General features: G+C 72.5%; 23 protein-coding genes and 1 pseudogene. 11 read left to right on the top strand and 13 right to left on the bottom strand.

All coding sequences use genetic code 11. From position 1 onward, the window contains the following. Positions 1-8: 8 nt before the first annotated feature. Entirely contained in the window at positions 9-1,034 is a 1,026-nt protein-coding gene (locus ITJ40_RS10870; protein WP_194667089.1) for a glycosyltransferase family 9 protein, read from the top strand. Positions 1,035-1,043: 9 nt separating this feature from the next. Here ITJ40_RS10870 and ITJ40_RS10865 read toward each other — a convergent pair whose 3' ends face one another. From ITJ40_RS10865 to ITJ40_RS10855, 3 genes are read right to left on the bottom strand one after another with little or no spacing between them, the layout of a single operon-like run. Continuing rightward, the gene (locus ITJ40_RS10865) at positions 1,044-2,090 is read right to left on the bottom strand and encodes a DUF1266 domain-containing protein (RefSeq protein WP_194667088.1); all 1,047 of its coding nucleotides are present in this window, start codon (positions 2,088-2,090) and stop codon (positions 1,044-1,046) included. Between the two features lie 55 nt (positions 2,091-2,145). Further along, positions 2,146-2,646: a hypothetical protein gene (locus tag ITJ40_RS10860; protein WP_194667087.1), complete on the bottom strand. Its 501-nt coding sequence runs from the start codon at positions 2,644-2,646 to the stop codon at positions 2,146-2,148. A 22-nt stretch (positions 2,647-2,668) separates the two neighbouring features. Beyond that, on the bottom strand, positions 2,669-3,733 hold the full coding sequence (locus tag ITJ40_RS10855) for a S66 peptidase family protein (RefSeq protein WP_228512337.1): 1,065 nt from the start codon (positions 3,731-3,733) through the stop codon (positions 2,669-2,671). A 183-nt stretch (positions 3,734-3,916) separates the two neighbouring features. Between ITJ40_RS10855 and ITJ40_RS10850 the strand changes: the two genes are divergently transcribed. The 3 genes from ITJ40_RS10850 to ITJ40_RS10840 are packed head-to-tail and all read left to right on the top strand — an operon-like array spanning position 3,917 to position 5,088. After that, entirely contained in the window at positions 3,917-4,126 is a 210-nt protein-coding gene (locus tag ITJ40_RS10850) for a hypothetical protein (protein WP_194667086.1), read from the top strand. After that, positions 4,126-4,908, top strand: a complete 783-nt coding sequence (locus ITJ40_RS10845) for a Fic family protein (protein WP_194667085.1) — start codon at positions 4,126-4,128, stop codon at positions 4,906-4,908. Before ITJ40_RS10850 ends, ITJ40_RS10845 begins: the two co-directional genes overlap by 1 nt. Before the next feature lie 6 nt (positions 4,909-4,914). Next, the gene (locus ITJ40_RS10840) at positions 4,915-5,088 is read left to right on the top strand and encodes a type II toxin-antitoxin system ParD family antitoxin (RefSeq protein WP_194667084.1); all 174 of its coding nucleotides are present in this window, start codon (positions 4,915-4,917) and stop codon (positions 5,086-5,088) included. Between the two features lie 48 nt (positions 5,089-5,136). On the opposite strand, the gene ITJ40_RS10835 is transcribed toward ITJ40_RS10840, so the two are convergent. Beyond that, positions 5,137-5,805, bottom strand: coding sequence for a response regulator transcription factor (locus ITJ40_RS10835; RefSeq protein WP_194667083.1), 669 nt, complete (start codon positions 5,803-5,805; stop codon positions 5,137-5,139). 124 nt (positions 5,806-5,929) lie between these two features. Here ITJ40_RS10835 and ITJ40_RS10830 point away from each other — a divergent pair, with 124 nt between their 5' ends. Next, a complete protein-coding gene (locus ITJ40_RS10830) occupies positions 5,930-6,208 on the top strand; it encodes a GlsB/YeaQ/YmgE family stress response membrane protein (protein ID WP_194667082.1) in 279 nt (92 codons plus the stop codon). Between the two features lie 115 nt (positions 6,209-6,323). On the opposite strand, the gene ITJ40_RS10825 is transcribed toward ITJ40_RS10830, so the two are convergent. The 3 genes from ITJ40_RS10825 to ITJ40_RS10815 all read right to left on the bottom strand — a co-directional run bounded on the left by ITJ40_RS10825 (position 6,324) and on the right by ITJ40_RS10815 (position 9,845). Then, the gene (locus tag ITJ40_RS10825; protein WP_194667081.1) at positions 6,324-7,226 is read right to left on the bottom strand and encodes a hypothetical protein; all 903 of its coding nucleotides are present in this window, start codon (positions 7,224-7,226) and stop codon (positions 6,324-6,326) included. Next, positions 7,213-8,895, bottom strand: a complete 1,683-nt coding sequence (locus ITJ40_RS10820) for an N-6 DNA methylase (protein ID WP_194667080.1) — start codon at positions 8,893-8,895, stop codon at positions 7,213-7,215. Before ITJ40_RS10820 ends, ITJ40_RS10825 begins: the two co-directional genes overlap by 14 nt. Before the next feature lie 131 nt (positions 8,896-9,026). Then, entirely contained in the window at positions 9,027-9,845 is an 819-nt protein-coding gene (locus tag ITJ40_RS10815) for a ferritin-like domain-containing protein (RefSeq protein WP_228512336.1), read from the bottom strand. A gap of 418 nt (positions 9,846-10,263) precedes the next feature. On the opposite strand from ITJ40_RS10815, the gene ITJ40_RS10810 reads away from it, so the two are divergent. Beyond that, on the top strand, positions 10,264-12,177 hold the full coding sequence (locus tag ITJ40_RS10810) for an ABC transporter ATP-binding protein (RefSeq protein ID WP_194667079.1): 1,914 nt from the start codon (positions 10,264-10,266) through the stop codon (positions 12,175-12,177). A 31-nt stretch (positions 12,178-12,208) separates the two neighbouring features. Here ITJ40_RS10810 and ITJ40_RS10805 read toward each other — a convergent pair whose 3' ends face one another. Next, entirely contained in the window at positions 12,209-13,072 is an 864-nt protein-coding gene (locus tag ITJ40_RS10805; protein ID WP_194667078.1) for a sugar phosphate isomerase/epimerase, read from the bottom strand. Positions 13,073-13,251: 179 nt separating this feature from the next. Here ITJ40_RS10805 and ITJ40_RS10800 point away from each other — a divergent pair, with 179 nt between their 5' ends. Together ITJ40_RS10800 and ITJ40_RS10795 are read left to right on the top strand one after the other, a co-directional pair. Next, positions 13,252-13,983: a ThuA domain-containing protein gene (locus ITJ40_RS10800; protein ID WP_194667077.1), complete on the top strand. Its 732-nt coding sequence runs from the start codon at positions 13,252-13,254 to the stop codon at positions 13,981-13,983. Further along, positions 13,980-15,056 (top strand): Gfo/Idh/MocA family protein, encoded by a 1,077-nt coding sequence (locus ITJ40_RS10795; RefSeq protein WP_228512335.1) that lies wholly within the window; start codon positions 13,980-13,982, stop codon positions 15,054-15,056. Before ITJ40_RS10800 ends, ITJ40_RS10795 begins: the two co-directional genes overlap by 4 nt. A 39-nt stretch (positions 15,057-15,095) precedes the next feature. Here the strand turns inward: ITJ40_RS10795 and ITJ40_RS10790 are convergent, their stop codons facing one another. Continuing rightward, on the bottom strand, positions 15,096-15,728 hold the full coding sequence (locus tag ITJ40_RS10790; protein ID WP_194667076.1) for a hypothetical protein: 633 nt from the start codon (positions 15,726-15,728) through the stop codon (positions 15,096-15,098). 145 nt (positions 15,729-15,873) lie between these two features. Here ITJ40_RS10790 and ITJ40_RS10785 point away from each other — a divergent pair, with 145 nt between their 5' ends. Then, positions 15,874-16,482, top strand: coding sequence for a nitroreductase family protein (locus ITJ40_RS10785; RefSeq protein ID WP_194667075.1), 609 nt, complete (start codon positions 15,874-15,876; stop codon positions 16,480-16,482). An 86-nt stretch (positions 16,483-16,568) separates the two neighbouring features. On the opposite strand, the gene ITJ40_RS10780 is transcribed toward ITJ40_RS10785, so the two are convergent. Further along, positions 16,569-16,976 (bottom strand): hypothetical protein, encoded by a 408-nt coding sequence (locus ITJ40_RS10780; RefSeq protein WP_194667074.1) that lies wholly within the window; start codon positions 16,974-16,976, stop codon positions 16,569-16,571. Beyond that, the gene (locus ITJ40_RS17265; protein WP_255526460.1) at positions 16,973-17,095 is read right to left on the bottom strand and encodes a hypothetical protein; all 123 of its coding nucleotides are present in this window, start codon (positions 17,093-17,095) and stop codon (positions 16,973-16,975) included. The genes ITJ40_RS10780 and ITJ40_RS17265 overlap by 4 nt, the downstream gene beginning before the upstream one ends. A 211-nt stretch (positions 17,096-17,306) precedes the next feature. Between ITJ40_RS17265 and ITJ40_RS10775 the strand changes: the two genes are divergently transcribed. Continuing rightward, the gene (locus tag ITJ40_RS10775; protein ID WP_194667073.1) at positions 17,307-18,689 is read left to right on the top strand and encodes a serine hydrolase; all 1,383 of its coding nucleotides are present in this window, start codon (positions 17,307-17,309) and stop codon (positions 18,687-18,689) included. Positions 18,690-19,757: 1,068 nt separating this feature from the next. Next, positions 19,758-21,269: a phosphatase PAP2 family protein gene (locus tag ITJ40_RS10770; RefSeq protein WP_194667072.1), complete on the top strand. Its 1,512-nt coding sequence runs from the start codon at positions 19,758-19,760 to the stop codon at positions 21,267-21,269. A 20-nt stretch (positions 21,270-21,289) separates the two neighbouring features. On the opposite strand, the pseudogene ITJ40_RS10765 reads toward ITJ40_RS10770, so the two are convergent. Both ITJ40_RS10765 and ITJ40_RS10760 read right to left on the bottom strand, forming a co-directional pair. Beyond that, positions 21,290-23,176: pseudogene (locus ITJ40_RS10765) on the bottom strand (amidase family protein). A gap of 87 nt (positions 23,177-23,263) precedes the next feature. Then, positions 23,264-23,446 (bottom strand): PspC domain-containing protein, encoded by a 183-nt coding sequence (locus tag ITJ40_RS10760; RefSeq protein ID WP_194634857.1) that lies wholly within the window; start codon positions 23,444-23,446, stop codon positions 23,264-23,266. Positions 23,447-23,483: the final 37 nt, after the last annotated feature.

The raw sequence follows: 23,483 nt of genomic DNA, 5'->3' as shown, positions 1-23,483 counted from the left end.
TGGAATCCATGCAGACCCCCGGCGTCCCCGCCGCCCTCCCCGACGCCGCCGCGAACCCCGCCGAGATCCTCGTCCTCCGCGCCATCAAGCTCGGCGACATCCTCGTGGCCGTCCCCGCGCTCCGCGCCATCCGCCGCGCGCACCCCGCCGCCCGCATCTCGCTCGCCGCCACCGGCTGGCTGGCGCCCGTCGTCCGCCTCCTTGGCATGGTCGACGAGCACCTCCCGCAGCAGGGCTTCGACCACCCCATCGCGCGCGAGCCCGGCACGGTCGACCTCGCGATCAACCTGCACGGCGCCGGCATCGAGAGCCGGGCCCTCCTCCACGAGCTGCGCGCGCATCGCACCCTCGGCCACGCCGCGCCCGAGCTCGACGGGATGCCCGCCGCGGACGGCCCCGCCTGGGAGGACCACGTCCTCGAGCGCTCCCGCTGGGCCCGGCTCGTCTCCTGGCACGGCATGCCCGCGGATCCCGACGACGTCGGCATCCTCGTCCCCGCGGAGCCGCCCGTCGCCGAGCACGCCGTCGTGATCCACGTGGGCGCCGCCTACGGATCCCGCCAGTGGCCCGTCGACCGCTTCGCCGAGGTCGCCCGCGCGCTCGCCGACGAGGGGCGCACGGTCGTCTTCACCGGCTCGGACAAGGAGCGCGAACGCGCCCTGGAGGTCGCCGCGATCGCCGGCATGCCCACGGAGACCGTGCTCGCGGGCGAGCTCGCCCTCGACGCGTTCGCCGGGATCATCGCGGCCGCCGACCTCGTGATCTCCGCCGACACCGGCGCCGCCCACCTCGCGACCGCCTACGGCATCCCCTCGGTCGTGATCTTCGGCCCGGCCCCGCCCGAGGAGTGGGGCCCGCCCGCATCCGGCCCGCACATCGTGCTGACCGACGCGTCGCAGCGCCTCGGCGACACGTTCTCCGCCATCCCGGATCCGGCGCTCCTCGCGATCACGCCCGCGCACGTGCTCGAGGCGGCGCGCGGTCTCGACGGCCACCGCGTGATCCGCCCCCTCACGGGCGAGCCGCGCGACTGATCCGCCGGGTCAGCCCTGCGGCGTCGTGGCCCCCGGCCACGGCACCGTCGCCGCCGGCCACGCGGACGCGACGAGCGCATCCCGCACCCGTCGCTGCGACATCACCGCGTCGAGGCTGTCGGTGCGGAAGGCGAGCGCGAGCGCGGCGTCCGCCCAGTACGTGTCCCAGCCGTCGTAGGTCGCGAAGACCCGCGCGCCGATCTGCCGGATCAGCGCCCACGCGTCGTCCGCGGGCAGGTACCCGGCCATGTAGGCGTAGCGGATCGCGCCGATCGTGCGCTCGCTGTCGCCCGCGAGCAGCAGCACGGGTGGGCGGCCGTCGTGCGGCCGGGTCAGGTCGATGATCTCGAACTCGCTCCGTCCGGTGAGCGCGGCCATGCGCGACACCATGCGCTCCGCCTCCTCGGACGCGGCCAGCTCCGCGAAGCGCGCCGACTGCGGCCCCTGCGCCAGCGCATCCGCCACGAACAGCTCGATGTCGTCGCGCGACGCGATGCGGAACTGCGTGTCGAGGGCGGCGCGATGCTGCGCGAGGGTCGTCATCGGCAGGCCCGCCCACTCGTGCCCGGTCGCGCCGTCGGCGTGCTTCGTGCGCAGCTCCGCGGGCATCTCGGCCCACGTCGGCTGGAACGCGAGCGACGAGTTCCAGCCGCCGAAGGAGAAGTCGCTCACGGCGTCGAGCGCGAGCAGCTGCTGCTCCTCGAGCAGCAGCGGCCGGATCCGCGCCTGGGCCACGTAGTCGAGCTGGTCCCGCCGCGGTGCCCGGGCATCGATCTGTTGGAACACGATCGCCGCCACGAGCATGCCGATGCCCATCCCGAGCGCGAACAGCACGATGGGCATCGCCGGTCCGCCCTCCGGCGGGCCGGACGTCGCCACGAGGATCCCGAGCCCCGCGCCGGCGACCCCGAACGGCAGCGCGAAGGCCGTGATGAGCAGCGCCCGCTTCCCGCTCCCGCCGTGCGGCTTCATCCGCTGCGCGTTGAGCATCTGGGCGTAGCGCACGCGCGCGCGAACGGGGAACTCGACCTCGCCGGGGTGGTTCTGCAGCGTCACGCGCGAAGCCTATCCACCGGGTCGATCCGCGCCACCGCCCGGCGGGCCGCGCGGCTCAGCGCCGCAGCCGCATGACCTCGAACGCGATGTCCACCGGGATGGCGAGCGGCTGCTCCGTGAGCGGCACCTCGTGCCGGAAGCGCTCGTCGCCGAGCCCCGAGACGATGCGCGCGACATCGCCGTCGCGATGCACCTCGACCAGGTGCAGCCCCGGCACGTTGTCATCGAGGTGACCCTCAAGCGACGCGAGGTCGTAGTGCAGCGTCAGCCAGATCGCCCACGGCGTCATGTCGTACGGGAAGCTCTGCCAGCAGTCCGTGTCAAGCGGCGCGAGCGGCATCACGGCGGCGAGTGCCTCGTGGATCTCCTCGCTCGTCGCCCACCCCGGCATGCGGATCCGGTGCCCCGAGGTCGTGAGCAGCGTCGTCGAGTCCTCCGCGAACTCGACGCCCTCGACGATCGCGACGCCCTCCGCCTGCGACCGCTCCACGAGCGTCAGCCGCGACAGCAGGTTCCCGCGGAACGTCGCGCCGCGCGGCAGGTTCGAGTGCTCCATGGCCGCGCCCGTCGTCCCCGCGTCAGCTGTAGTCCGCGTGCACCGTCTTCGCGGCCCCGTCGAGCCGCACCGTGCCGCCGTGGGGCAGGATCCACTGCGGCCGCGTGTGCCCGAACGGCACGCCCACGCACACCACGGCGCGCGGGTTGTAGCGGGCGATCTGCTCGATGACGGTGTCGCGCTGCTCGGCCCGCAGCCGCGCGCGCTCCTCGGGCGACGGCACCGGCGCGCCCATGACGATGGTCGGCGGCCGGGCGACGAGCACGCCTGCGACGACGTCGAGGATCCCGCGCTCGCCGAGCCCCCGCACCCACCGCCGCACGCTGTCGGCCGACGGCACCTCCTCGCTCGTCTCCAGCAGCAGGATCCCGCCCTCGAGCTTCGCCACCTCCGGCATGCGCCCGGCCATCGCGATCTGGTCGATCACCTCGATGCAGCCGCCCCACGTCGGCCCCTCCACCGTGCGCGCCGGGCCGGCCCACTTCCACGGCTCGGTCGCGTGGCGCTCGCCGGACTCGGTGAGCGCGCGAGGATCCGTCCAGTCGATCCCGTGGTCCTCCGACTCCCCGGGCTCGGTGATCTCGAGCTCGCCGCCCTCGATCAGCGCCGCCCGCAGCGAGCGCAGGTGCACGTCGTCGATGCCAGGGCCGGCGCCGAGGTGCACCTGGGTGGATCCGCCGTAGAAGCTCGGGATGCCGAGCCCCGCGAGCAGGTTGTGCAGGTTCGTGTTGTCGCTGTAGCCGAGGAAGGGCTTGGGGTTCCGGGCCACCTCCTCGATGTCGACGTGCGGGATCACGGTGACCTGGTCGTCCCCGCCGATGGTCGAGACGATCGCGCGGATGGAGTCGTCGGCGAACGCCGCCGTGATGTCGGCGGCGCGGTCGCGGGCGCTGGCGCCGAGCCGCCGGGTGGTCGGGTACTCGACGGGGATCAGCCCGGTCGCCTCCCGCAGCCGCCGCATCGCCTGCTCGTGCACCTCGGGCGCCATGCCGGGCGCGGCGAACGCGGGGCTCAGCACCGCCACCCGATCTCCCGCCTTCGCCTTGGGCACGGATTTGCGGAACCGGGAGGAGGTGGAGGGGATCATGCGGGTCATGCTCGCAGAGGAGGCCGGGAGGGCGCGGGTGATGTGCTGGGCCATGCGTCCGCTTCCGCGGTCAGAAGCTCCTCCCCGACTCGTCGTCCCGGCTGCGCTCCGAAGGTGGGGTGATCCCTGGCCCGTGGGGAGACCCCGCGGGTAGGTTTGTAGAAGATCAGAAAGGGCCCCGTCATGCCGCACGCACAGACCTCCGCCGCTGCCGCCATCGCGGCACGCGATGCACGAGCCGCGGAGAGCCTCGCCTTCGCGGACGCCGCCCTCGCGCTCGCCGGTCACCAGGTGACGGATCCCGTGCTGCTCGAGATATCGGAGCGCGCCGCTCGGGAGGAGATCACGAGCGAGGAGGCAGTAGCCGCGATCCGTCGCCACGTCATCGGTTGATGCCCCGTCGGCCGACGTTCCGCACCTGGGACGACTACTTCATACCGGGTTCGACCGTCCTCAGGAACAAGATCACGGGCCCTGGCAAGCCCCACGGCGAGACAGACTCCGACAAGCTGCGCGTCAGCGAAGAAGACATCGCGCGTGTGAGACTCGCCGAGCTGTTTCGGCAACCCATCAACGGCGCCTTCGACTACCCCCACATGAAGGCGATCCACCGGCACATCTTCCAGGACGTCTACGACTGGGCTGGCGAGGAGCGCGTCGCTCCCATCGGCTCCTTCATGACGAAGGACGGGCACTCCTATTACCCCGCCGGTCCGACGCTCACTGAAGCAGCGGAGGCGCAGTACCGGCAGCTCGCCGACAAGGACCTTCTGCGCGGTCTCGAGCAGCCGGACTTCGTCCGGGAGCTGGCGGAGAGCTGGGGCGAGCTCAACGTCATCCACAGCTTCCGCGAGGGCAACACCCGCACCCAGTTCGTGTTCTTCTCGCAGCTCGCGGAGCAGGCGGGGTACCGGATCGAATCCTCTCGGTTCGCGGTCGGCTCGCCGCTGAGGGAGCAGTTCGTCGAGGCTCGGTTCCACAGCCAGGACAGCGGCAGCAATGCGCGCCTGGAGGAGGTGCTGGGGCAAGCGGTCATCCCTCTCCCGCGACCGGCATCGCCCGCGACCGCGCGACCCGCGGGGGCGTCACCGTCGCGAGCGGTCCGCGGCGCCGCGCGACCGGGCCAGGTCGCCGGTGGTCGCGCGAGCGGCCGAGACGGCGGCTACGGGAGGTAGCGGCAGGTGGCATCCGGGCGCTGTCGATCCGCGAGCGAGGCGGTCCACGCCGGGCTCCGCATCCTGGAGGGCCATGAGAGGCGGCTCGAGGCGCTGCGTGCAGCGCTGGTCGCCGGAGAGGCGAGCGGCGAAGCCGCACCGTTCGACCTCGACGCGTTCATCGCGGACAAGCGCACGTGAATCCATGACGGTTCCCACCGGCCGCGAAGGAGGACCTCCCGGTGCCCGTTACGGTCCGCCCAGCCAATGATCGATCCGGTGGTGATCCGGGCTGAACCCGTGCCCCACGCCCCAGATGACCGCCTGGGTGCGGCTCTGCACCTGGATCTTCCGGTAGATCGAGCGGATGTAGCTCTTCACCGTGTTGGGGGAGAGGTACGTGAGCGCCGCGACCTCCTGGTTGCTCTTGCCCTGCGTGATGAGCGCGAGGATCTCCGACTCGCGGTCCGTGATCCCCTCGCGCTTGCCCGGCCAGTCGAGCGAGGGCGCGCTCGCGGCCCGCAGCGGCGCCTGGTTGAACAGCTCCTCGCCCGCGTGGATCCGCTCGAGCGCCTCCACGAGCTCCCGCGCGGGCAGCGCCTTGGAGAGGTAGCCCTGCACGCCCTGCCTGCGGGCGTCGGCGACGAGCTCGGGCTGGAAGTTCCAGGTGTAGACGACCACGCGGCGTGCGCGCGGGTTCCGCACCAGCTCCGCGATCTCGTGGTGATCCGACTCGGGCTGCGCGAACGAGTCGTAGAGCACGATGTCGATCTCGTCGGAGAGGGCCGCGTTCGCGTCGATCTCGGCGACCAGCACGCGGTCGCGGTAGTCGTCGAACATGTGGGCGAGGCCCTTCAGCACCACGTCGTAGTCGTCGACGAGCGCGATCGTGACGGGGCGGGTGCGGGTGGCGGGCATGGATCCAGGATCCCACCCCCAGGGGTGTGCTCCCACACCCCGGAGGGTGGTTGATTGAGGTCATCGCCCCGAACGGGCATCACCGCGCGTTGTCCTGACGTGCTCGCACAGAAGAGAGATCACCATGCTCGGACTCATCATCAGCCTCATCGTCATCGGCCTCATCGCCGGCTTCATCGCCCGCGCGGTCGTGCCCGGCCGCCAGAGCATGTCGATCCTCATGACCATCGTGCTCGGCATCGTCGGCTCGTTCGTCGGCGGATTCCTCGCGTTCCTGCTGTTCCAGCGGGACGCCATGGACGGCTTCTTCCAGCCCGCCGGCATCATCGGCTCGATCATCGGCGCCATCATCGTGCTGCTCGTCTACGTGAAGGTCGGCGGCCGCAAGTCCGTGCGTCGCTGAACGCGGCCGGGCGAGCCCTGGACGCGCTGGCGTGCCCCGGGCGACCGCCGGTAGCGGGAGCAGGGGAGGGGCGGGCGGCCATGAGGTCGCCCGCCCCTCTGTGTTCCCGGGGGTATCAGCTGTCGAGCTCGTCGAGGACGACGTCTTCCTCCTTGACGGCCAGCTGCCGACGCTCGATCTTGTTGCGGACTTCGACATGCTGCGTCACGGCCGTCGCCGCGAGGATCTGCTGGATCAACTTGCGCATGAACTGGCCGGGCTGAAGGTCCTTCGGCACGCGGTCGAGTTCGACCCGGACATCGCTGCCATCCTCAGGCCAATCGATGAGAGCGAGACCGGTGGCGGTATATCCGTTCGCACCCCCGAGGTCCCGGAGCTTACGCATCATGTCGACGGTCTTCTCGAAGGCCTGTGGCTCGTCCCGGAGGATGCTCGCCCGCTGGACGAAGAAGAAGCCGACGGCGGCGAGGGGGTAGCGGCTCCGCAGGTTGCCTGCGTCACCGTAGGCCTCCTCGAATCGATTGCTCAGGTTCTTGCCGAAGGACGACACCTGAGTCTTCGTGCTCAGCAGAAGCTCAGGGCCGCGGTCCCATCGTGCGATCGCCACGTCCACCTGCTTCTCGTACGCGCGTCCCAGGATCTTGGCGTCGGTCGGTGCGACCGACTTCATGTTCTCGATCTGAGTACGCACGGCGAGTTCCAGCTGTCGAGGCAGCTTCTCCAGGAGGGCTGCTACGTCGCGGGGGAGAATGCGGGGTTGCGTTGCACGAGGCCATACCTCATCCGCACCGAACCCCGCGCGGCGGAACTCGTTGGCGAGCCACAGATCGACGCCATTCGCCAATGCGCCCGAAGCCGCGACCTTCTTCGCCTCCACGGGGATCGACAAGAGCGTCTGGAGAAGGGGGTAGTCGGGCGAGTACTGCGGAGCCTGCCCACGTTCGTGCAACCACGGATCGGTAGATGTGGCTTGAGCCAACGCGCCGTCGAAGGCGCTGAACGAATCAGTCTTGGGCAAGGCCGGTCTCCGATGTTCGTCGTCCGCTGCGCCCGCGGACCGTGCGCCTGCTCGACAGTGCGAGATGGTCGGCTCGGAGCGCAGCGAGCTCGGTCTCCGTCATGGAGTTGGAGAACAAGATGGCATCCACGATCTTCGCCGCACCCATCAGATCTCGATTCCTCAACCGGCTCTGGACCCGTGGCTTGGCGGCGAGGAGCTCATCGCGGTGCGTCGTGACGAGCGCTTCGCCTGGCATCAGCCACCGATCGGCCTCGCGAGGCTCCATCTTGAGTATGCCGCCGCCGTAGGACCGACCCACCACCTCAGCTGACAGGAGCGTCATGGAGTTAAGGGAGGCGACGGGCAGCAGCTCGCGAGTCAGCTGGCGAAGGTGCGAGTACGCGTAGACACCGTGCACGCTGTTGAGATGTCGAGCACCCGCGGTGTTCGTCGTGAGACGGGCGGTGTCGGCGTTCATGTACGTGAGGAAGAGGTCGGGAGCACGGAGCACAGGGACGCGCCACCACGGTGTGCGGCCCCGGCACTTGTAGCCCTGGTCGATGCCGTCTGCTTCGCCGAGAGCGAGGTAGTCGAGCGTCGCCTGAGCAGGATCACTGCTCGGATAGAGGAGCCATGTCGCCTCGCCAGCGCGGCCGAGGAGAGTCATCGAGCTGTTCGTGAGAGCGAGGCGGCGGAGATGCGCGCTGCCCGGAGGGCTGATGCGCAGAAGATCGCGACGCGGTATCCCCAGCTCGCGCACGCGGTGAGGGGAGAGGGTGAAGAACTTGTTGGCGCCGGTGACAGCCCCGAGGGACGTATCGCCGTAATGCGCTAAAGATGTGATCTGCCTGGTGGACGACAACCGCTCGATGACGTCGTCGGTGGAGAGGGAAAGCGAGAGCGGGGTCCATCTTGCCGTGGTGTCGAGCGGCTTCCAGGACGTGCCTTCATGCAGGGACTGGAGGGTCAGCTCGTTCTGTGTCTGGCGCAGCAGTGCGACTCCGGCGGGCGCCTGCTTCCACCCGTCGGCCTTCACGAGCACGGTGTCCGCTTCGGCGTCGGGGAACACCTGCTCGTCGAAGACGATCAACTCGACGCTCGCGAAGTTCTCCAGGAGGAAACGGCGAACGGGAGCGGCGTAGTTCACGCTCAGCAGTTCGGCTGGCAGGACCAAACCGAGGCGTCCACCCGGCTTGAGGAAACCGGCCGAATGGGCGACGAAGGCGGCCCAGCTCGAGCTGAGCCCCGTGAGAGCGACACCTTGCTGCAACGCCGCGAAGCGAGCTCGGTCACGCTGATCGCCCGTCCACTCCTGGTACCGGATGAACGGAGGGTTCCCGATGACAGCGTCGTATGCACCATCGGCCTCGACCAAGAAGAAGTCACTGACCTGGATTCGTGCAGATCCTCCCGCGGCAGCGACCGCGGACCGAGCTTCGGCCGCGCTTGGACCGTGGATCTCGACCCCGTCCACCGATGGGCGAGTAGCGCCCAGGTCTCTGAGTCGGCTCACGGCCGCGGTGAGGAAGGCCGCCTCGCCCGTGCTCGGCTCCATGACGCGATCGCCTGGTGAACGGATGGCCCAGTGCGCCAAGTGGCTCGTGATGCCGTCCGGGGTGAAGAACGCTCCGCGGATCTTCCTCGCCTGGGCCGTGTCGACGACGTCGGGGAGGGAATCGAAGGGCACGGAAACAGACTATGCGGCATGGCACCGACATCCGCTGCAGCATGACCGGAGGAGTCATCACAGCAGCCGTTCGGAGGACAGATCGCTTCGGAGCGTCGCGATCTCCGTCGCCCGTCGACGGCGACATCGGGCTACCGGACCGCATCCGTCGGCCCCAGCAGCGGCGCCCGAGGATCCACCAGCACCGAGCGCGCAGCCGCGCCGAACCCGTGCATCGCCTGCCGCCAGTAAGCGCGCGGCGCAACACCGCACGCACGCAGCGCAGCCCGGTGGTCGACCACGATCACGGTCGCCGCGCCCGCCGCGACGACCGTCCACGCGCTGCCGATGAGCGCGCGCAGGGGAGCGGGCGTGTCCCGGAAGCCGGTCCGCAGCCGGTCGATCTGGAAGCGCACGTGGTCGCGCTCGTCGTCCGCGATGCGCTGCCCGAGGGCGCGGAGCGCGGGATCCGGGGCGTGGTCGGCGAGGGCGTGGAAGTAGCCGGTCGCGACCGTCTCCGCGATGAGGAACAGGCTGATCTCCGTCCGCAGCCCGATGAGGTGCCGCAGCCGGGTGAACGCCGCGTCGGTCCAGTGCGCGGGCAGCGCGGGCGCGTCGAGGTGGTCGAGCGCGCGGAGGAACAGGGCCGCGTGCTTCTGCTCCTCCTGCACGAGGAGCGCGAGGGCGTGCGTGTAGGCGGGATCGCCCGCGTCGGTCGCCATCCGCAGGAGGTGCACGCCGTCGCCGCTCTCGCCGAGCGCGAACCGCTGAAAGGAGCGGACGAACGCGCGGCGGGTGCGGGCGTCCATCGGCGAGGGCGTGCCGTCCGGGATCAGCTGCTCGGGGCTCAGGTGCCGGTCGGCGTTGGCGTGGAAGTGGGCGATCCAGTCGGCGGCGGTCGCCATGCGGGTCGCCCCCGCGGCCGTCGGACGCGGGTCGGGATGCGCTGTGCTCTGCGTGATCGAGGTCATGCCCTCACGCTAGGAACGCCCGCCCCGCGACCTCGCCGGGCGCAGGGGGGACCTCGGGGGTCGGCGCGGGGTATCCCTCGCCCGGGGAGTGGTCCGCGCGGGGGATGGCGGCTGCATCCTCCGCCCGACGGCTCCGCGACGCGGCGCGGACCGGCGCAGGGCGGACGGCCGGACGACCCGCCCGCCCCTGTCCATCCGGTGACGCTTCGCCGGAGGGGCGTGATCGCCGTCGGCCGTGGCCCATGATGGGCATGCGCACCGGCGGGATCAGCGGTGCGCGCCCCGTCTGCGAGCCGGCCCCGACGACGACGCCGACCGGACCGACTCCCGAGGCGCCGCCCGGCTCGCCGCCGCCGCGGAGCATCCCGAACCGGCGCCCCCTGCTCGCCTCGAGCGGGCGCCCACGAGAGGAACCCCCATGAGCATGGAAGGCGTTGCCTGGAGCTCGCTCTACAAGATCTCGAGCGCCCAGGACGGCAGGAACGGGTTCTCCCGGGAGTCCGTCCGGAGGATCCTGACCTTCGCGGTCCCGTACCGGGCGAAGCTGCTGCTCTTCATCGCGCTGTCCGTGGTCGGCGCGTTCCTCGCGGTCGCGACCCCGGTGCTCGCCGGCCAGGTCGTCGACGTGATCGTCGCCCGGGGCGAGACGGGGACGATCATCGGGCTCGCCGTCGTCATCGCCCTCGTGGCCGTGGCCGACGCGGGCGTCTCGCTCGTGACCCGCTGGTACTCGGCGCGCATCGGCGAGGGCGTGATCCTCGACCTCCGCACCGCCGTGTTCGACCACGTGCAGAGGATGCCGATCGCGTTCTTCACCCGCACGCGCACGGGTGCCCTCGTCAGCCGCCTCAACAACGACGTGATCGGCGCGCAGCAGGCCTTCAGCGGCACGCTCTCCGGGGTGGTCACGAACCTCGTCGCGCTGATCCTCACCCTCATCGTCATGCTCAGCACGTCCTGGCTCGTGACCGTGCTCGCGGTGATCATGCTCCCCGTGTTCCTGATCCCCGCACGCCGCATGGGAGGCCGCCTCGCCGCGCTCCGCCGTGAGGCCGCGGACCACAACTCCGCCATGAGCACGCAGATGACGGAGCGCTTCTCGGCGCCCGGCGCCACCCTCGTGAAGCTGTTCGGCCGACCGGACGAGGAGTCCGCGGAGTTCCGCGTGCGCGCCGCCCGCGTCCGCGACATCGGGGTCCGCACGGCGATGCTCCAGTTCGTCTTCGTCACCGCGCTGATGCTCGTCTCCGCGCTCGCGCTCGCGCTCGTCTACGGGCTCGGCGGCGTCCTCGCGCTCGGCGGCCAGCTCGACACCGGCGAGGTGGTCACGCTCGCGCTCCTCCTCACGCGCCTCTACGCGCCGCTGACCAGCCTCGCGAACGCGCGGGTCGAGATCATGAGCGCGGTGGTGAGCTTCGAGCGGGTCTTCGAGGTGCTGGACCTCGAGCCGCTCATCCAGCAGAAGCCCGACGCGGTCGCCGTCCCCGACGGCCCGGTGACCGTGGAGTTCGACGACGTGCGCTTCGCCTACCCGTCCGCGGACAAGGTGTCGCTCGCCTCCCTCGAGGAGGTGTCGACGCTCGACACCCGCGGCGGCGAGGAGGTGCTGCACGGGGTGTCCTTCCGGATCGAGCCGGGGCAGACCGTCGCCATCGTCGGCACGTCGGGCGCCGGCAAGTCGACGATCGCCCAGCTCCTCTCGCGCCTGTACGACGTCGACAGCGGCGCCGTGCGGCTCGCGGGGACGGACGTACGTGACGTGACCTTCGCCTCCATGCGGCACACCCTCGGCATGGTGACGCAGGACGGCCACCTCTTCCACGAGACGATCCTGTCCAACCTGCGCCTGGCCCGACCGGACGCGACCGACGACGAGGTGTGGGACGCCGTCCGGCGCGCGCGGCTCGAGCCCCTCATCCGCTCCCTGCCCGACCAGCTCGACACCATGGTGGGGGAGCGCGGCTACCGGCTCTCCGGTGGTGAGCGCCAGCGGATGACCATCGCCCGGCTGCTGCTCGCCCGCCCGCGCGTCGTCATCCTCGACGAGGCGACGGCGGCCCTGGACTCGACGTCGGAGGCCGCCGTGCAGGCGGCGCTCAGCGAGGCGCTCGAGGGGCGGACGGCCCTGGTCATCGCCCACCGCCTCTCCACCATCCGCAGCGCCGACATGATCCTCGTGGTCGAGGACGGCGCCATCGTGGAGCGCGGCACGCACGACGAGCTGCTGGCCGCGGGCGGGCGCTACGAGGAGCTGCACCGGACGCAGTTCGAGGTCCAGAAGAGCGTCGCGGCGGAGGAGGAGGCGGACGCGCTCGCCGAGCCCGGCCGCTGAGCTCGATCCCCGGCCGGGATCCGGGCCCGCCTCAGGCGAACACCCGCCGCACCACCTCGTGCTCCTGCTCGAGGCCGTCCCACTCGTCGGATCCGTCGTGCCGGGTCGACTCGTTGACCATCGCGAGCGCGCCGGAGTACCCCGCGTCCTGCAGCACGCGGAGGGAGCGGGCGTAGTCGACGTCGTCGAGGCGGCCGCCGTCGTCGCGGTGCGCCTTGGCGTGGCAGGTGACGGCGTGCGGCGCGATGCGGGCGAGCTGCTCGTGCTTGTGGGGCTGCGTCCAGTTGCCGAGGTCGATCAGGAGGCGCACGTCGACGACGTCGGCCAGAAGCGCGAGCACCGCGTCCGCGTCGGGCAGCAGCTCGCGCCAGTTCTCGGTGACGACCGCGACGCCCGTGTGATCTGCAGCGAGACGCGACAGCCGCCGCGCGCTCGCCGCGAGCGTCTCCGGCGTGGGTGCGCTCCGTCCGGCCACGACGCGGGCATGGTGCGCGCCGAGCGCTTCCGCGTCGGCGAGGCGGTCGGAGATCCACCGCTCGTGCCGGTCGGCGTCGGTCGGGTGCACGAGGTCGCCGTCGTCGATCAGGAAGGCGTCGAGCGTGATCCCCGTCGCGGCGAGCGACGCCCGCAGGTCGGCGAGGTACCCGGTGTCCCGCGTGGGCAGCTGGAAGTGGGTGATCTGCACGGCCCGGTAGCCGCGTCGCGCGAGCTCGGCGGGGAGGTCCAGGAGGTCGAGCGCGCCCACCGCCCGGCCGCCCGCGGTGGTGGGGCCGGATCCGTCGGGGCCGGGCACGCGCGGATGCCCGAGCGTCCCATCGAGGGACCAGGCGTGGACGGCCTTGTCGGTCGGGCGGGTGGACGCGGTGGGGCGGGCGGCGCCGGTCGGGCCGGTCATCGGATCACCGGGGTCGCGTCGTGGGCGATGGCGTTCATGCGGCCTCCCGGGTCGCCCGCATCGGCGCGGGGCATGCGTACGATCGTAGGCGCGGGCATGCCGCGTCGTCACGGCCGATCGAGGGCCGGCAGGACCGGCGCACAGCCCGAACCCCCGATCACCGCCGAACGAGGAGCGCCATGGACATCGTCGTCTGGAACGAGAACGTGCACGAGAGCCGGGGTGACGCGACCGTCCTGTCGCACTACCCGGACGGGATCCACGCCGCCGTCGCCGACGGCCTCCGCGAGCTGCTCGGCGACGACGCGAACGTGACCACGGCGACCCTCCAGGAGCCCGAGCACGGCCTCACGGAGGAGCGCCTCGCCGTCACCGACGTCCTCTACTGGTGGGGCCACGTCGCGCACGGCGAGGTGTCCGACGAGGTCGTCGCGCGCGTGATCCGCCACGTGCACGCCGGCATGGGCCTCGTCGTGCTGCACTCCGGCCACTACTCCAAGGTCTTCACGCGGCTCATGGGCACGACGTGCTCGCTGAAGTGGCGCAACGACGGCGAGCGCGAGCTGGTCTGGACCATCGCGCCGCAGCACCCGATCGCCGAGGGGATCCCGCACCCGATCGTCATCGACCGGCAGGAGATGTACGGCGAGCAGTTCGACATCCCGCGGCCCGACGAGGAGGTGTTCCTCTCCACCTTCGCGGGCGGCGAGGTCTTCCGCTCCGGCGTCGCGTACCACCGCGGCCGCGGCCGGGTCTTCTACTTCTCGCCCGGCGACCAGGAGTACCCCGTGTACCACCACCCCGACATCCGCCGCGTGCTCGCGAACGCCGCCCGCTGGGTCGCGCCGACGGACGGCCGCGTCGACCTCACGGCCGACGAGCACCCGCGCGACTGGTTCCTCGCCCGATGAGCGCCGCGAAGGCGCCCGCCGTTGCCGCGTACGACGGCCCGCGCGTCCGCGTGATCCACGTCGGCCTCGGCGGCTGGGGCGGCGACTGGGCACGCAACGCCGTGCCCCGCGTCGACGAGATCGAGGTCGCCGCGATCGTGGATCCGAGCGAGCCCACCCGCGAGAAGGTGCGCGCGCTGCTCGGGCTCCCTGCCGAGGCCGCCTTCGCCTCGCTCGCCGACGCGCTCGCCGCGGTGGAGGCGGACGCCGTCATCGTCACCGCGCCGGCCGTCACGCACGCGCCGCTCGCGCTGGAGGCGCTCGAGGCGGGCAAGCACGTGATCGTCGAGAAGCCCTTCGCGAACTCCACCGCGGAGGCCGCCGCCGTGGTGCGCCGCGGCGAGGAGCTCGGCCTCATCGTGCAGGTCAGCCAGAACTACCGCTGGTACCCGGCGCCGCGGCGCGTGCGCGAGCTGCTGGCGGCCGACGCGCTCGGCGAGGTCGCGACCATCGAGATCGACTTCCGCCAGTGGGACAACGACGAGCCCGACGACTACCCGCACTACCGCTTCCCGCAGCCGATCATCAACGACATGGCGATCCACCACTTCGACCTGATCCGCATGGTCACGGGCCGCGAGGCCGTGCGCGTGTTCGCCCGCACCAGCCGCCCGTCGTTCAGCCACTACCGCGACCCGGCGGTCGCCTCCATGGTCATCGAGCTGGAGGGCGGCCTGATCGTCGACTACCGCGGCAGCTGGCTGCACCGCGGGCCGGTCACGCCGTGGGCGGGCGAGTGGCGCATCTCCGGCGAGGACGGCGAGCTGACCTTCACGAGCCGCGGCGAGGGCGTCTCCACCGACCGGGTCGGGATCCGCGACGCCGACGGCGCCGAGCGCGAGCTGGACCTCGAGACGCTGCCGCTCATCGGCCGCGCCGCGGGTCTGCGCGCGTTCGCCCTCTCGATCCTCGGCGGCCCGCCGCCCGAGACGAGCGGCCGCGACAACCTCGGCAGCCTGGCGCTGATGGAGGCGGCCGGCCGGTCCGCGGAGTCGGGCCTGTTCGAGGACGTGGTGCATCCGCTCGGAGGGTGACCCGCCCGCGGGAGCGCCAGGGTGCGCGGCCTCCGGGATTCAGCCGGCGTCGGCGCCGTCCCCCGGGCGCTCGACCGGGCGGAGGGCGGAGTCGATGACCACCACGTCCGCGCCGTAGGTCGCATCCGCCTCGGCCTGCATCGTGCCGTCGTCGTAGAAGACGTCGACCTCGGCACGGCCTCCTGCATCACCCGTGCCGAGGAAGCCCGTCGTGCCGGCTCCCGCGTCCGCGGTCATCGCCTGGCCGTAGTCCGCGAGGGCGCGGTCGACCGACGCCTGGTCGGCCGGGTCCGGCCACGGCGTCGGGAGCGCCGGGTTCCCCGTCGGCTCCGAGGTCGGCACCGGGGCCCGCGTGAGGGTGAACGTCGTCCCGTCCCAGGTGCCCACGACGTCGTAATCGCCCCAGGTGACGCCGCTGACGGTCTCCTCGTCGTCGACCGCGTCCCAGTCCCATCCGGCGATGACCGGGCCGCCGCACAGGGGCGGCAGGGAGTCGGCCGTCCCGCCGGCGCAGAGCATCGCGCCGTCGTCGGCGGTGCGCTGGAGGACGGTGGCCGTCGCGGTGAGCTCGCCCGTGGGCGGCATGGTGGGCGCGGTGAGGGCGACCGAGGAGCAGCCCGCGAGGAGGAGTGCCGGGAGCGACAGCGCGAGGGCGGCGGACCGGGATCGCATGGCCTCAGTCTGCGGCGGGGGCGCGGGCGGCACCAGGCCCCCGGCCGGGGCGCACGTCACCCAGGAATAGCCGGGCCGCGTCCCGCATTGTGATCCGCGAGGCCCGACGCTGTGCCGCATCCCCGACATCGACCGAAGGACCACCATGACCCTCACCGAGGACACCACCACGCCCGCATCCACCGCCCGCACCGCCGACACCGCCGTGCCGATCGTGCGCGAGCTCGACGCCCGCTGGAGCCCGCGCTCCTTCGACAGGGACGCCACCGTCTCCGACCAGCAGCTCGACGCGCTGCTCGAGGCCGCGCGCTGGGCGCCGTCCGGCAGCAACCAGCAGCCGCGCCGCTTCATCGTCGCGCGCCGCGGCACGCACGCGTTCGACACGATCGTCGACGCGCTCGTCGGCTTCAACGCCGCGTGGGCCGTGAACGCCTCGGCGCTCGTCGTCGCGATCGCCGAGACCTCCACGGTCGAGGGCGAGAAGCGCCCGTACGCCGCGTACGACCTCGGCCAGGCCGTCGCCCACCTCTCCGTGCAGGCGCAGGCCGAGGGCCTCCACACGCACCAGATGGCCGGCGTCGAGTTCGACAAGCTGTCCGCCGCGTTCGACCTGCCCGAGAACCTGCAGCCGCTCACGGTCACGGCCGTCGGCACGGTCGCGCCCGCCGACGCCCTCGAGGGTGCGCTCGCCGAGCGCGAGACCGCGCCGCGCACGCGCCTGCCGCTGTCCGAGCTGGTGCTCGTCCGCGAGTAGTCCCGTCCCGCACGGAAGCGGCCGCCGACCCTCGGGTCGGCGGCCGTTCGTGCATCGGGGACCGGGCGTCGGTGCGGGCGGTCGGCTCAGCCGCCGAGCACGCGCCAGATGAGGTCCTGCACGAAGGGGATCGCGTCCTGCACCTGGTCGACGCTCGCGATCACGGTGGCGACGAGCGGCCACGCGGATCCCACGAGCGTCGCCACCACGGCGGAGACCGCGGCGACCCACGCGACGCGGCCGTCCCGGGTGCGGGAGGCGATGCCGAGCATCACGACCGCGACCACCAGCGACACGCCCACGCCGAGCGCGATGAGGGTCACGGGCACGTCGAGCTGCCCGGCAGTGGCCGCGTCGGCCGCGCCGATGAAGCCGAGCGCGGGCAGCAGCACGACGACCACGACCACGATCGCCACGACGAGCCCGGTGACGGCGGCCGCGCGCGTGGCCCGCGGGCGGCGACGGAGGACGGGGCCGGCCGAGCGGGCGCTCATCGCGCGGCTCCGCGGACGTCGGCGCCCGCGGCGGTGACGGCGGCGGCGGCCGCGCCGGTCGATCGGGGGGATGCGGATGCGGTCTGCGCGGTACGGGATCCGCGGGTCGGGTCGTCCATGGCTGCTCCTGTCGGGTGGTGCGTCACCCAGGAGACGGGACGGGCCCGCCGATCGTCCCGCCCGTCCAGGAGGCGCCCAGCGGGGAGCGCGAGACGTTCGCTCCGCGGATGCGGCCGGGTCCCCGCGGTTCGCTCGCCGGATCAGGCGGGGGTGAGCGCGGGTCGCGTAGAGTCCGGCACGCCCGCCGTCCCCGATCCCCGGAGCGCCCCCATGACCGAGATCCTCGACTACGTCCGCACCTGGCTCGACCACCGCGTCTGGCAGACCCGCGTCCCCGGTGCCCAGGTCGCCATCGCCCGGCACGGCGAGGTCGTGCTGTCGGAGGCGTTCGGCGTCGCGGATCCCACCACCGACGCGCCGCTGACGCCCGCGCACCTGTTCCGGGTCGCCTCGCACTCCAAGTCGTTCGCCGCCACCGCGATCCTGCAGCTCGCCGAGCAGGGCGCCCTCCGCCTCGACGACACGCTGGGCCAGCACGTGCCGGAGCTGGCCGCCGCCGGATCCGAGCTCGCCGACGTCACGATCGCCGCCCTCCTCGAGCACGGCGCGGGAGTCCTCCGCGACGGGTTCGACGGCGACCACTGGCAGCACTCGGGCCCGTTCCCCGACCGCGCGCACCTGATCGCCATCGCGACCGCGCCCGGCGTCGCCAAGGTCGCGCCCGACACCGCGTTCAACTACTCGAACATCGGCTACTCGCTGCTCGGCCTCGTGGTCGAGGCGGCGTCCGGCCTGTCCTTCGCGGACTACCTCGCCGAGCGGATCGCCGCGCCGCTGGGCCTCCGCGACACCACCGCGGAGTACGTGCCGGAGCGCGCCGACGAGTACGCGGCGGCGTCCACCTCGCTCCGCACCTCGCGCGAGCGCCGCGTCCTCCCGCACGTCGACACGCGCGCCATGGCCGCGGCCACGGGCGTCACGAGCACCGCTTCCGAGCTCGTCTCCTTCTTCTCCGCGCTCGTGCTGCCTGGCGACGAGCGGCTCATCTCGGCCGCGTCGAAGCGCGTCCAGCAGCGGCCGCGGTACTCCTCCAGCGCGGATGCGGCCGGCACCCGCCGCTACGGCTACGGCCTCATCATCGAGCGCGTCGGATCCGGCGCGCACGAGGCCACGGTCATCGGCCACTCGGGCGGGTACCCGGGCCACATCACGCGCACGGCGGTGGATCCCGCGAGCGGCTGGGCCGTCGCCGTCCTCACCAATGCGATCGACGGCCCGGCCGCGGCGCTCAGCACGGGCATCCTCGAGCTGCTCCTCGCGGACTCGGCCGCCACCGCGGAGGAGCGCGCCGCGGTCGACGCGCCCTTCACGGGTCGCTTCGCCAACGTGTGGGGGATGCAGGACTACCAGGTCATCGGCGACCGCTTCCTCCGCATCGACCCGACCGCGGAGCACCCGCTCGAGTCGGTCGACGTGCTCGAGCGCACCGGCGACTCCTCCGCCCGCATCGTCGAGGGCGACGGGTTCGGATCCGTGGGCGAGGAGGTCACGGCCCACCGCGGCGCCGACGGCAGCGTCGACCGGATCCGCGCGGGCGGCGGCATGACGCTGGAGCCGCTGGTGCGCGACTGGGTCCCGCGGTCGCGCGGCTGACGCGCCGGCTGCTCGGCTCAGCGGTGGCGTGTGCCATCCGCTGCCGCACGGGGCCTCATCACGTCGGCGGCGGATTCGCTCTCGTCTTGTTCCGCGTCCGTCTCCGGATCAGCGCGGCGCTGGCGCACACGGCCGCGATCACACTCAGGGTCAGCGCATCGACATGACCTCCCAGGAGCATGAAGACGACGGTGGAGATGAGGAAGGCGAACGCGGTCGCGATGGCGGTTCTCAGATTCCTAGCCATTCGTCGGACCCAGCCACCCGAGCGCCACGCTGACACCGACGGAAGTCACTACTGAGCAGGTGAGACTGTTGGTCGCGCACCAGTCTTGGGCGGCTTGATATCCCTGCTCTATGGCAGCCCATGCGTCTTGCCCAGGCCCCTTGAGGTACAAGAGGACGGTAGGCCGATCGCCACGGATGTCGTAGACCGTGTAATCGCTATGGCAGTCACTCGGGTTCCTGTCCTTGAAGTTCTCGCCACCGCACACTGCCGTGATGTACCAGGGCGTCGTGCCCCCTCCTCCTTCTCCCCCCGCGGGCGGAGGGGCATCGAGATGGGCGACTTCATCCGCCTGCGCGGCGGTAGCGGTGGTCATTGAAGCGATGGACAGGAGAATCGCGGCAGCGATGGAGCAGGTGCGTCGCGTCGGAGCGTGCACGGTGCTTCCCTTCTCGCGCGGGGTGAGGATGCCTCTTCCGAGCAGAATCCTGGACAGAAGGCAACGTGTGGATGACTCCAGCGTCAATGGGTGCCGAGTGGTGAAACTTCTTCTCTTGTCGTCGGCTGCAAGCAGGTCCTGGGCATCACTCGCGCGGTGGAATCGGGGCGCCGTGATGCGGGCATGAGGCGTCGAGCCGGTCCCATCGGGTCCATCCCGCAGCGGCAGGACAGAGCTTGGTGAAGGCGCCGGTCAGGTGGTGAGGCGCGGCAGGCGGCGCCTGCCGCGCGCGGCCTGCGGGGATGACGATCTCGCGCGCGACAGCCAGGCCGCCGAGATGGCGAGGTTCTGGGCGCTGACGCAAGGGTCGCCGGGAACGATCCCTGCGCCGCGCCGGACGTCCATGCGCGGTTCACCCGGCGGAGGCAGTGCGGCCACGGCCCCTCCCTACGGTGCGGGAGGCCGATCGGCCGACGACCCCACGGAAGGCACCATCATCACCGCCATCACGACCGTCCGTCCGCGCGCCCGCGTCGCCGCGATCCTCTCCGCCACCGCGATCCTCGCGGTCGCGCTCGCGGGCCCCGGCGCGTCCTCGGCGCAGGCGGCGACCTCGTCAGCGCCGTTCGACCAGGCCACGATCGACCACGTCTACGCGTCGGACGCGACCTACGACTTCGTCCCCATGCTCGACGCGTTCCCGGCGCTGAAGAGCGGCCGGCCGGACATCATGCAGCTCAACGACGACATGACCGTGCAGATCAACCAGAGCGCCTCCAAGGAGCAGTCGGACCGCGCGATCATCGACCAGTACGCCGACATGTCCGTGTCGATGTCCGACGGCCTGGGCGTCCGGCTCGGCGCGATCTACAAGGCCGCGCGCGACGCCGGGCAGCTGCCGAAGACGGCGGCGCTGCTCAACAAGGAGAACGGCCTCGTCGGCCGCGGCGGGTCGACGGGCCCGGCGAAGAACCACTACGCGAACCCGCGTCCCTACGTCCGCTTCCCCGAGCGCCTCCAGTACCGCGACAAGCCCGGCGGCAACGCGTGGGCCGGCCAGGACGGCTCCTACCCGAGCGGCCACACGTCGCAGGCCTTCTGGCAGGGCGTCTCGCTCGCGACCATGCTGCCGGAGCTCGCCCCGCAGATCCTCGCCCGCGCGTCCGACGCCGGGAACAACCGCATCGTGATGGGCGCGCACTACCCGATCGACGTGATGGCCGGTCACATGATGGGCCAGAAGATCGTCCAGCGCCGCTGGGCCGACCCCGAGTTCCGCGACCTGTACGCCCAGGCCACGACGGAGCTGCGGCAGGTGCTCGAGGCCGGATGCGGCGCGACGCTCGCGGTCTGCATCGCCGCGGACACCCCCTACCTGCCGACCGACCAGGCGCTCGCGGTCTACCGCCAGCGGCTGACGTACGGCTTCCCGCTAGTTGGCCAGGCCGGGCAGCCCATGACCGTGCCGGACGGCGCCGAGTCGCTGCTCCGGACCAGCCACCCCGAGCTCACCGACGCCCAGCGTCGCCAGGTGCTCGCGCTCACCGCCATCGACTCGGGCGAGCCGCTCGACCTCGGCACGGCCGGCAGCTGGGAGCGCATCGACCTGGCGGCCGCGATGACCGCGAAGGTGACGGTCGCCGCCGACGGCACGGTCTCCCTCGCGGGCGCCGCGACGGTGGATCCGTCACCCGGTCCGGCCGCCTCGTCCGCTCCCGCGGACCGCGGTGCGGCGACCGGCGGATCCGCGGCGGCGGCCCACCCCGCCGCCCGCGGCACCGCGCACGCCGCGACGCTCGCCCGCACCGGATCCGACCTCGCCCCCGGCGCCGCGACCGCGGCCCTCGGCCTGCTGGTCGCCGGCGGGGGGCTGGTGCTCGTGCGTCGGCGCCGGCGACGGAGCGCGCGCGGCTGACCCGCCCGCGCCTCCCGGGATCAGCCGGCGCGGCCGCCGGGCGAACGGCGGCGACGCCGGACGCCGACCGCCATGACCGCCCCGCCGACGAGCGCGAGGCCCGCGGCGATCACGGCGTTCTGCGCGAGCGTGTTGACGCCGACCCCGGCGATGCGCGCGGCGCCGGCGGCCTGCGGGGCGGATCCCGGGGATCCCGCTCCGGTCGCCGTCCCGTCGCCGTCCGCGGCCTCGTCTTCCGCCTCGTCCGCCCCGACCGCCACCAGCTCCGGGGTCGTCCCCGGCGCGACCCGGTGCCGGGTCGCCTGCTCGAACGCGTACGCCATCGCGAGCAGGTCGCCGTCGTGGCTGCGGGGCGCGGCGAGCTCGAGCCCGACCGGGGCGCCCGTCGAGGTGAAGCCGGCGGGGACGGTGATCGTCGGGATCCCGGTGTTGGCGCCGATGTCGCAGAACGTGGTGCCCGCCCAGGTCGGCGTCGCGCTGGTGGCGCTCGTCGGCATCGCGAGGGCGTCGATCCCCTGGTCGACGAAGAACGCGTCCATGGCGGCCTTGCCCGCGTCCTGCTCCGCGATCGACCTCTCGTAGTCGGGGTTCGGGACGTCCTCGTGGCTGAGGAAGTGGGCGATGTCGCCGTCGGTGAGTGCGCTCGGCCGGTCGGCCATCACGTCGGCGAACGAGAGCACGTCGGCGGGCTCCGTGCGAGCCGCGACGCGCGCCGGCCAGGTGGCCGGCGTCTCGCGGAGGAAGCGGTCGATGGCGGGGCGCATGTCGCGCCAGCCGCCGCTCTGCAGCGTCTGCTCCACGAACTCCTGCGTGAGCGGCACGTCCACCACCTCGGCGCCCTGGGCCTCGAGGTCGCGGACCGCCTGGTCCATGAGCGCGGTCGTCTCGGTGAGGCCCGGCCGCTCGGGATCCTCTCGCGTGTCCCAGCGCACCCGGCCGATGCGCGTCCCGGCGAGGGCGGTGGTCGACAGGCCGGAGACGTACGCGTCGGTGGCCTGCTGGTCGGCGATGCCGGTGAGCGGATCCGCCGGGTCGCGCCCCGCGAGCACCTCCGTAAGGAGCGCGGCGTCGGCGACCGTCGTGGTCATCGGGCCGGAGACGTCCTGCCGGGGCGAGAGCGGCACGATGCCGGCCGTGCTCGTGAGCCCCATCGTCGGCCGGAAGCCCACGAGCGACTGGTGCGCGGCCGGTCCCAGGATGGATCCGCACGAGTCGGTCCCCAATCCCGCCGGCGCGTACGCGGCCGCGACCGCCGCCGCCGTGCCGCCGCTGGATCCGCTCGCGCTCCACGACCGGTCTTAGGGATTCGCGGTGCGTCCGCGCGCGGAGCCCAGCGTGTACGTGCCGTGCCACGCGAACTCCGACATGTTGGTCTTCGCGAGGATGATCGCCCCGGCCACCCGCAGCCGCGCGACCGCGGTGGAGTCGGCCGTCGTGCGGTAGTCGCGGAGCGCCGCGCTGCCGACCGTGGTGGGCATGTCGGCCGTGGCGTGGTTGTCCTTCACGACGATCGGGACCCCGTGCAGGGGGCCGCGGATCGTGCCGGTCGCGCGCTCCGCGTCGAGCGTCGCGGCGGTCGCGAGCGCGTCCGGGTTCGTGGTGATGACCGCCTGGAGGCCCGGCCCGGCGGCGTCCCGGTCGTCGTACGCGGCGATGCGCGCGAGGTAGGCGCGGGTCAGCGCGACGGATGTGGTGGATCCGGCATCGAGGAGCGCGACCGCGTCGGCGACGCCCAGGTCGACGACGGCGGGTGCATCAGCTGCTGCGGGTGCCGCGGCGTCGGTGGACGCCCGGGCCGGCTCCGCGACGACCCCGCCGCCCACCGCCAGCCCGAGCACGATCGCGGCTGCGGCGAGGGCGCGACCGCCGGCGCGGATCCGGGCACGGGCGCGGCGACGAGCGGGCATGCGATTCCATCCAGGCAGGGGAGAGGTGTCTCCCCAGTCTGGGAATCAGGTGTTGCGGGGGCGTTTCCGCCGCGGGACGATCCCGGGTCAGCGCTGCTTGGGGAAGACGATCCAGAGGATCAGGTACAGCAGCACCTGCGGGCCCGGCAGCACGATCGAGAGCACGAACAGCAGGCGGACGAGGAAGCGGCTGATGCCGAAGCGGTCGGCGAGGGCGGCGCAGACGCCGGCGATGATCTTCCCGCGACGGGGACGCATGAGGGTGGCCATGCACCGAGCATGGCAGGCGCGTCTGCGTCGCCGCCGG

It is taken from the genome of Clavibacter sp. VKM Ac-2872 (assembly GCF_015351105.1).
GTDB lineage: Bacteria > Actinomycetota > Actinomycetes > Actinomycetales > Microbacteriaceae > Clavibacter.
This window is presented reverse-complemented; position numbering and strand designations above follow the sequence as displayed.

Excerpts from the sequence above, each read along its gene's own strand:
- ITJ40_RS10870 (WP_194667089.1), top strand. The coding sequence starts at position 9 with ATGCAGACCCCCGGCGTCCCCGCCGCCCTCCCCGACGCCGCCGCGAAC.
- ITJ40_RS10860 (WP_194667087.1), bottom strand. The coding sequence starts at position 2,646 with ATGGAGCACTCGAACCTGCCGCGCGGCGCGACGTTCCGCGGGAACCTG.
- ITJ40_RS10855 (WP_228512337.1), bottom strand. The coding sequence starts at position 3,733 with ATGATCCCCTCCACCTCCTCCCGGTTCCGCAAATCCGTGCCCAAGGCG.
- ITJ40_RS10850 (WP_194667086.1), top strand. The coding sequence starts at position 3,917 with ATGCCGCACGCACAGACCTCCGCCGCTGCCGCCATCGCGGCACGCGAT.
- ITJ40_RS10845 (WP_194667085.1), top strand. The coding sequence starts at position 4,126 with ATGCCCCGTCGGCCGACGTTCCGCACCTGGGACGACTACTTCATACCG.
- ITJ40_RS10835 (WP_194667083.1), bottom strand. The coding sequence starts at position 5,805 with ATGCCCGCCACCCGCACCCGCCCCGTCACGATCGCGCTCGTCGACGAC.
- ITJ40_RS10830 (WP_194667082.1), top strand. The coding sequence starts at position 5,930 with ATGCTCGGACTCATCATCAGCCTCATCGTCATCGGCCTCATCGCCGGC.
- ITJ40_RS10815 (WP_228512336.1), bottom strand. The coding sequence starts at position 9,845 with ATGACCTCGATCACGCAGAGCACAGCGCATCCCGACCCGCGTCCGACG.
- ITJ40_RS10810 (WP_194667079.1), top strand. The coding sequence starts at position 10,264 with ATGAGCATGGAAGGCGTTGCCTGGAGCTCGCTCTACAAGATCTCGAGC.
- ITJ40_RS10805 (WP_194667078.1), bottom strand. The coding sequence starts at position 13,072 with ATGACCGGCCCGACCGGCGCCGCCCGCCCCACCGCGTCCACCCGCCCG.
- ITJ40_RS10800 (WP_194667077.1), top strand. The coding sequence starts at position 13,252 with ATGGACATCGTCGTCTGGAACGAGAACGTGCACGAGAGCCGGGGTGAC.
- ITJ40_RS10795 (WP_228512335.1), top strand. The coding sequence starts at position 13,980 with ATGAGCGCCGCGAAGGCGCCCGCCGTTGCCGCGTACGACGGCCCGCGC.
- ITJ40_RS10790 (WP_194667076.1), bottom strand. The coding sequence starts at position 15,728 with ATGCGATCCCGGTCCGCCGCCCTCGCGCTGTCGCTCCCGGCACTCCTC.
- ITJ40_RS10785 (WP_194667075.1), top strand. The coding sequence starts at position 15,874 with ATGACCCTCACCGAGGACACCACCACGCCCGCATCCACCGCCCGCACC.
- ITJ40_RS10780 (WP_194667074.1), bottom strand. The coding sequence starts at position 16,976 with ATGAGCGCCCGCTCGGCCGGCCCCGTCCTCCGTCGCCGCCCGCGGGCC.
- ITJ40_RS17265 (WP_255526460.1), bottom strand. The coding sequence starts at position 17,095 with ATGGACGACCCGACCCGCGGATCCCGTACCGCGCAGACCGCATCCGCA.
- ITJ40_RS10775 (WP_194667073.1), top strand. The coding sequence starts at position 17,307 with ATGACCGAGATCCTCGACTACGTCCGCACCTGGCTCGACCACCGCGTC.
- ITJ40_RS10770 (WP_194667072.1), top strand. The coding sequence starts at position 19,758 with ATGCGCGGTTCACCCGGCGGAGGCAGTGCGGCCACGGCCCCTCCCTAC.
- ITJ40_RS10760 (WP_194634857.1), bottom strand. The coding sequence starts at position 23,446 with ATGGCCACCCTCATGCGTCCCCGTCGCGGGAAGATCATCGCCGGCGTC.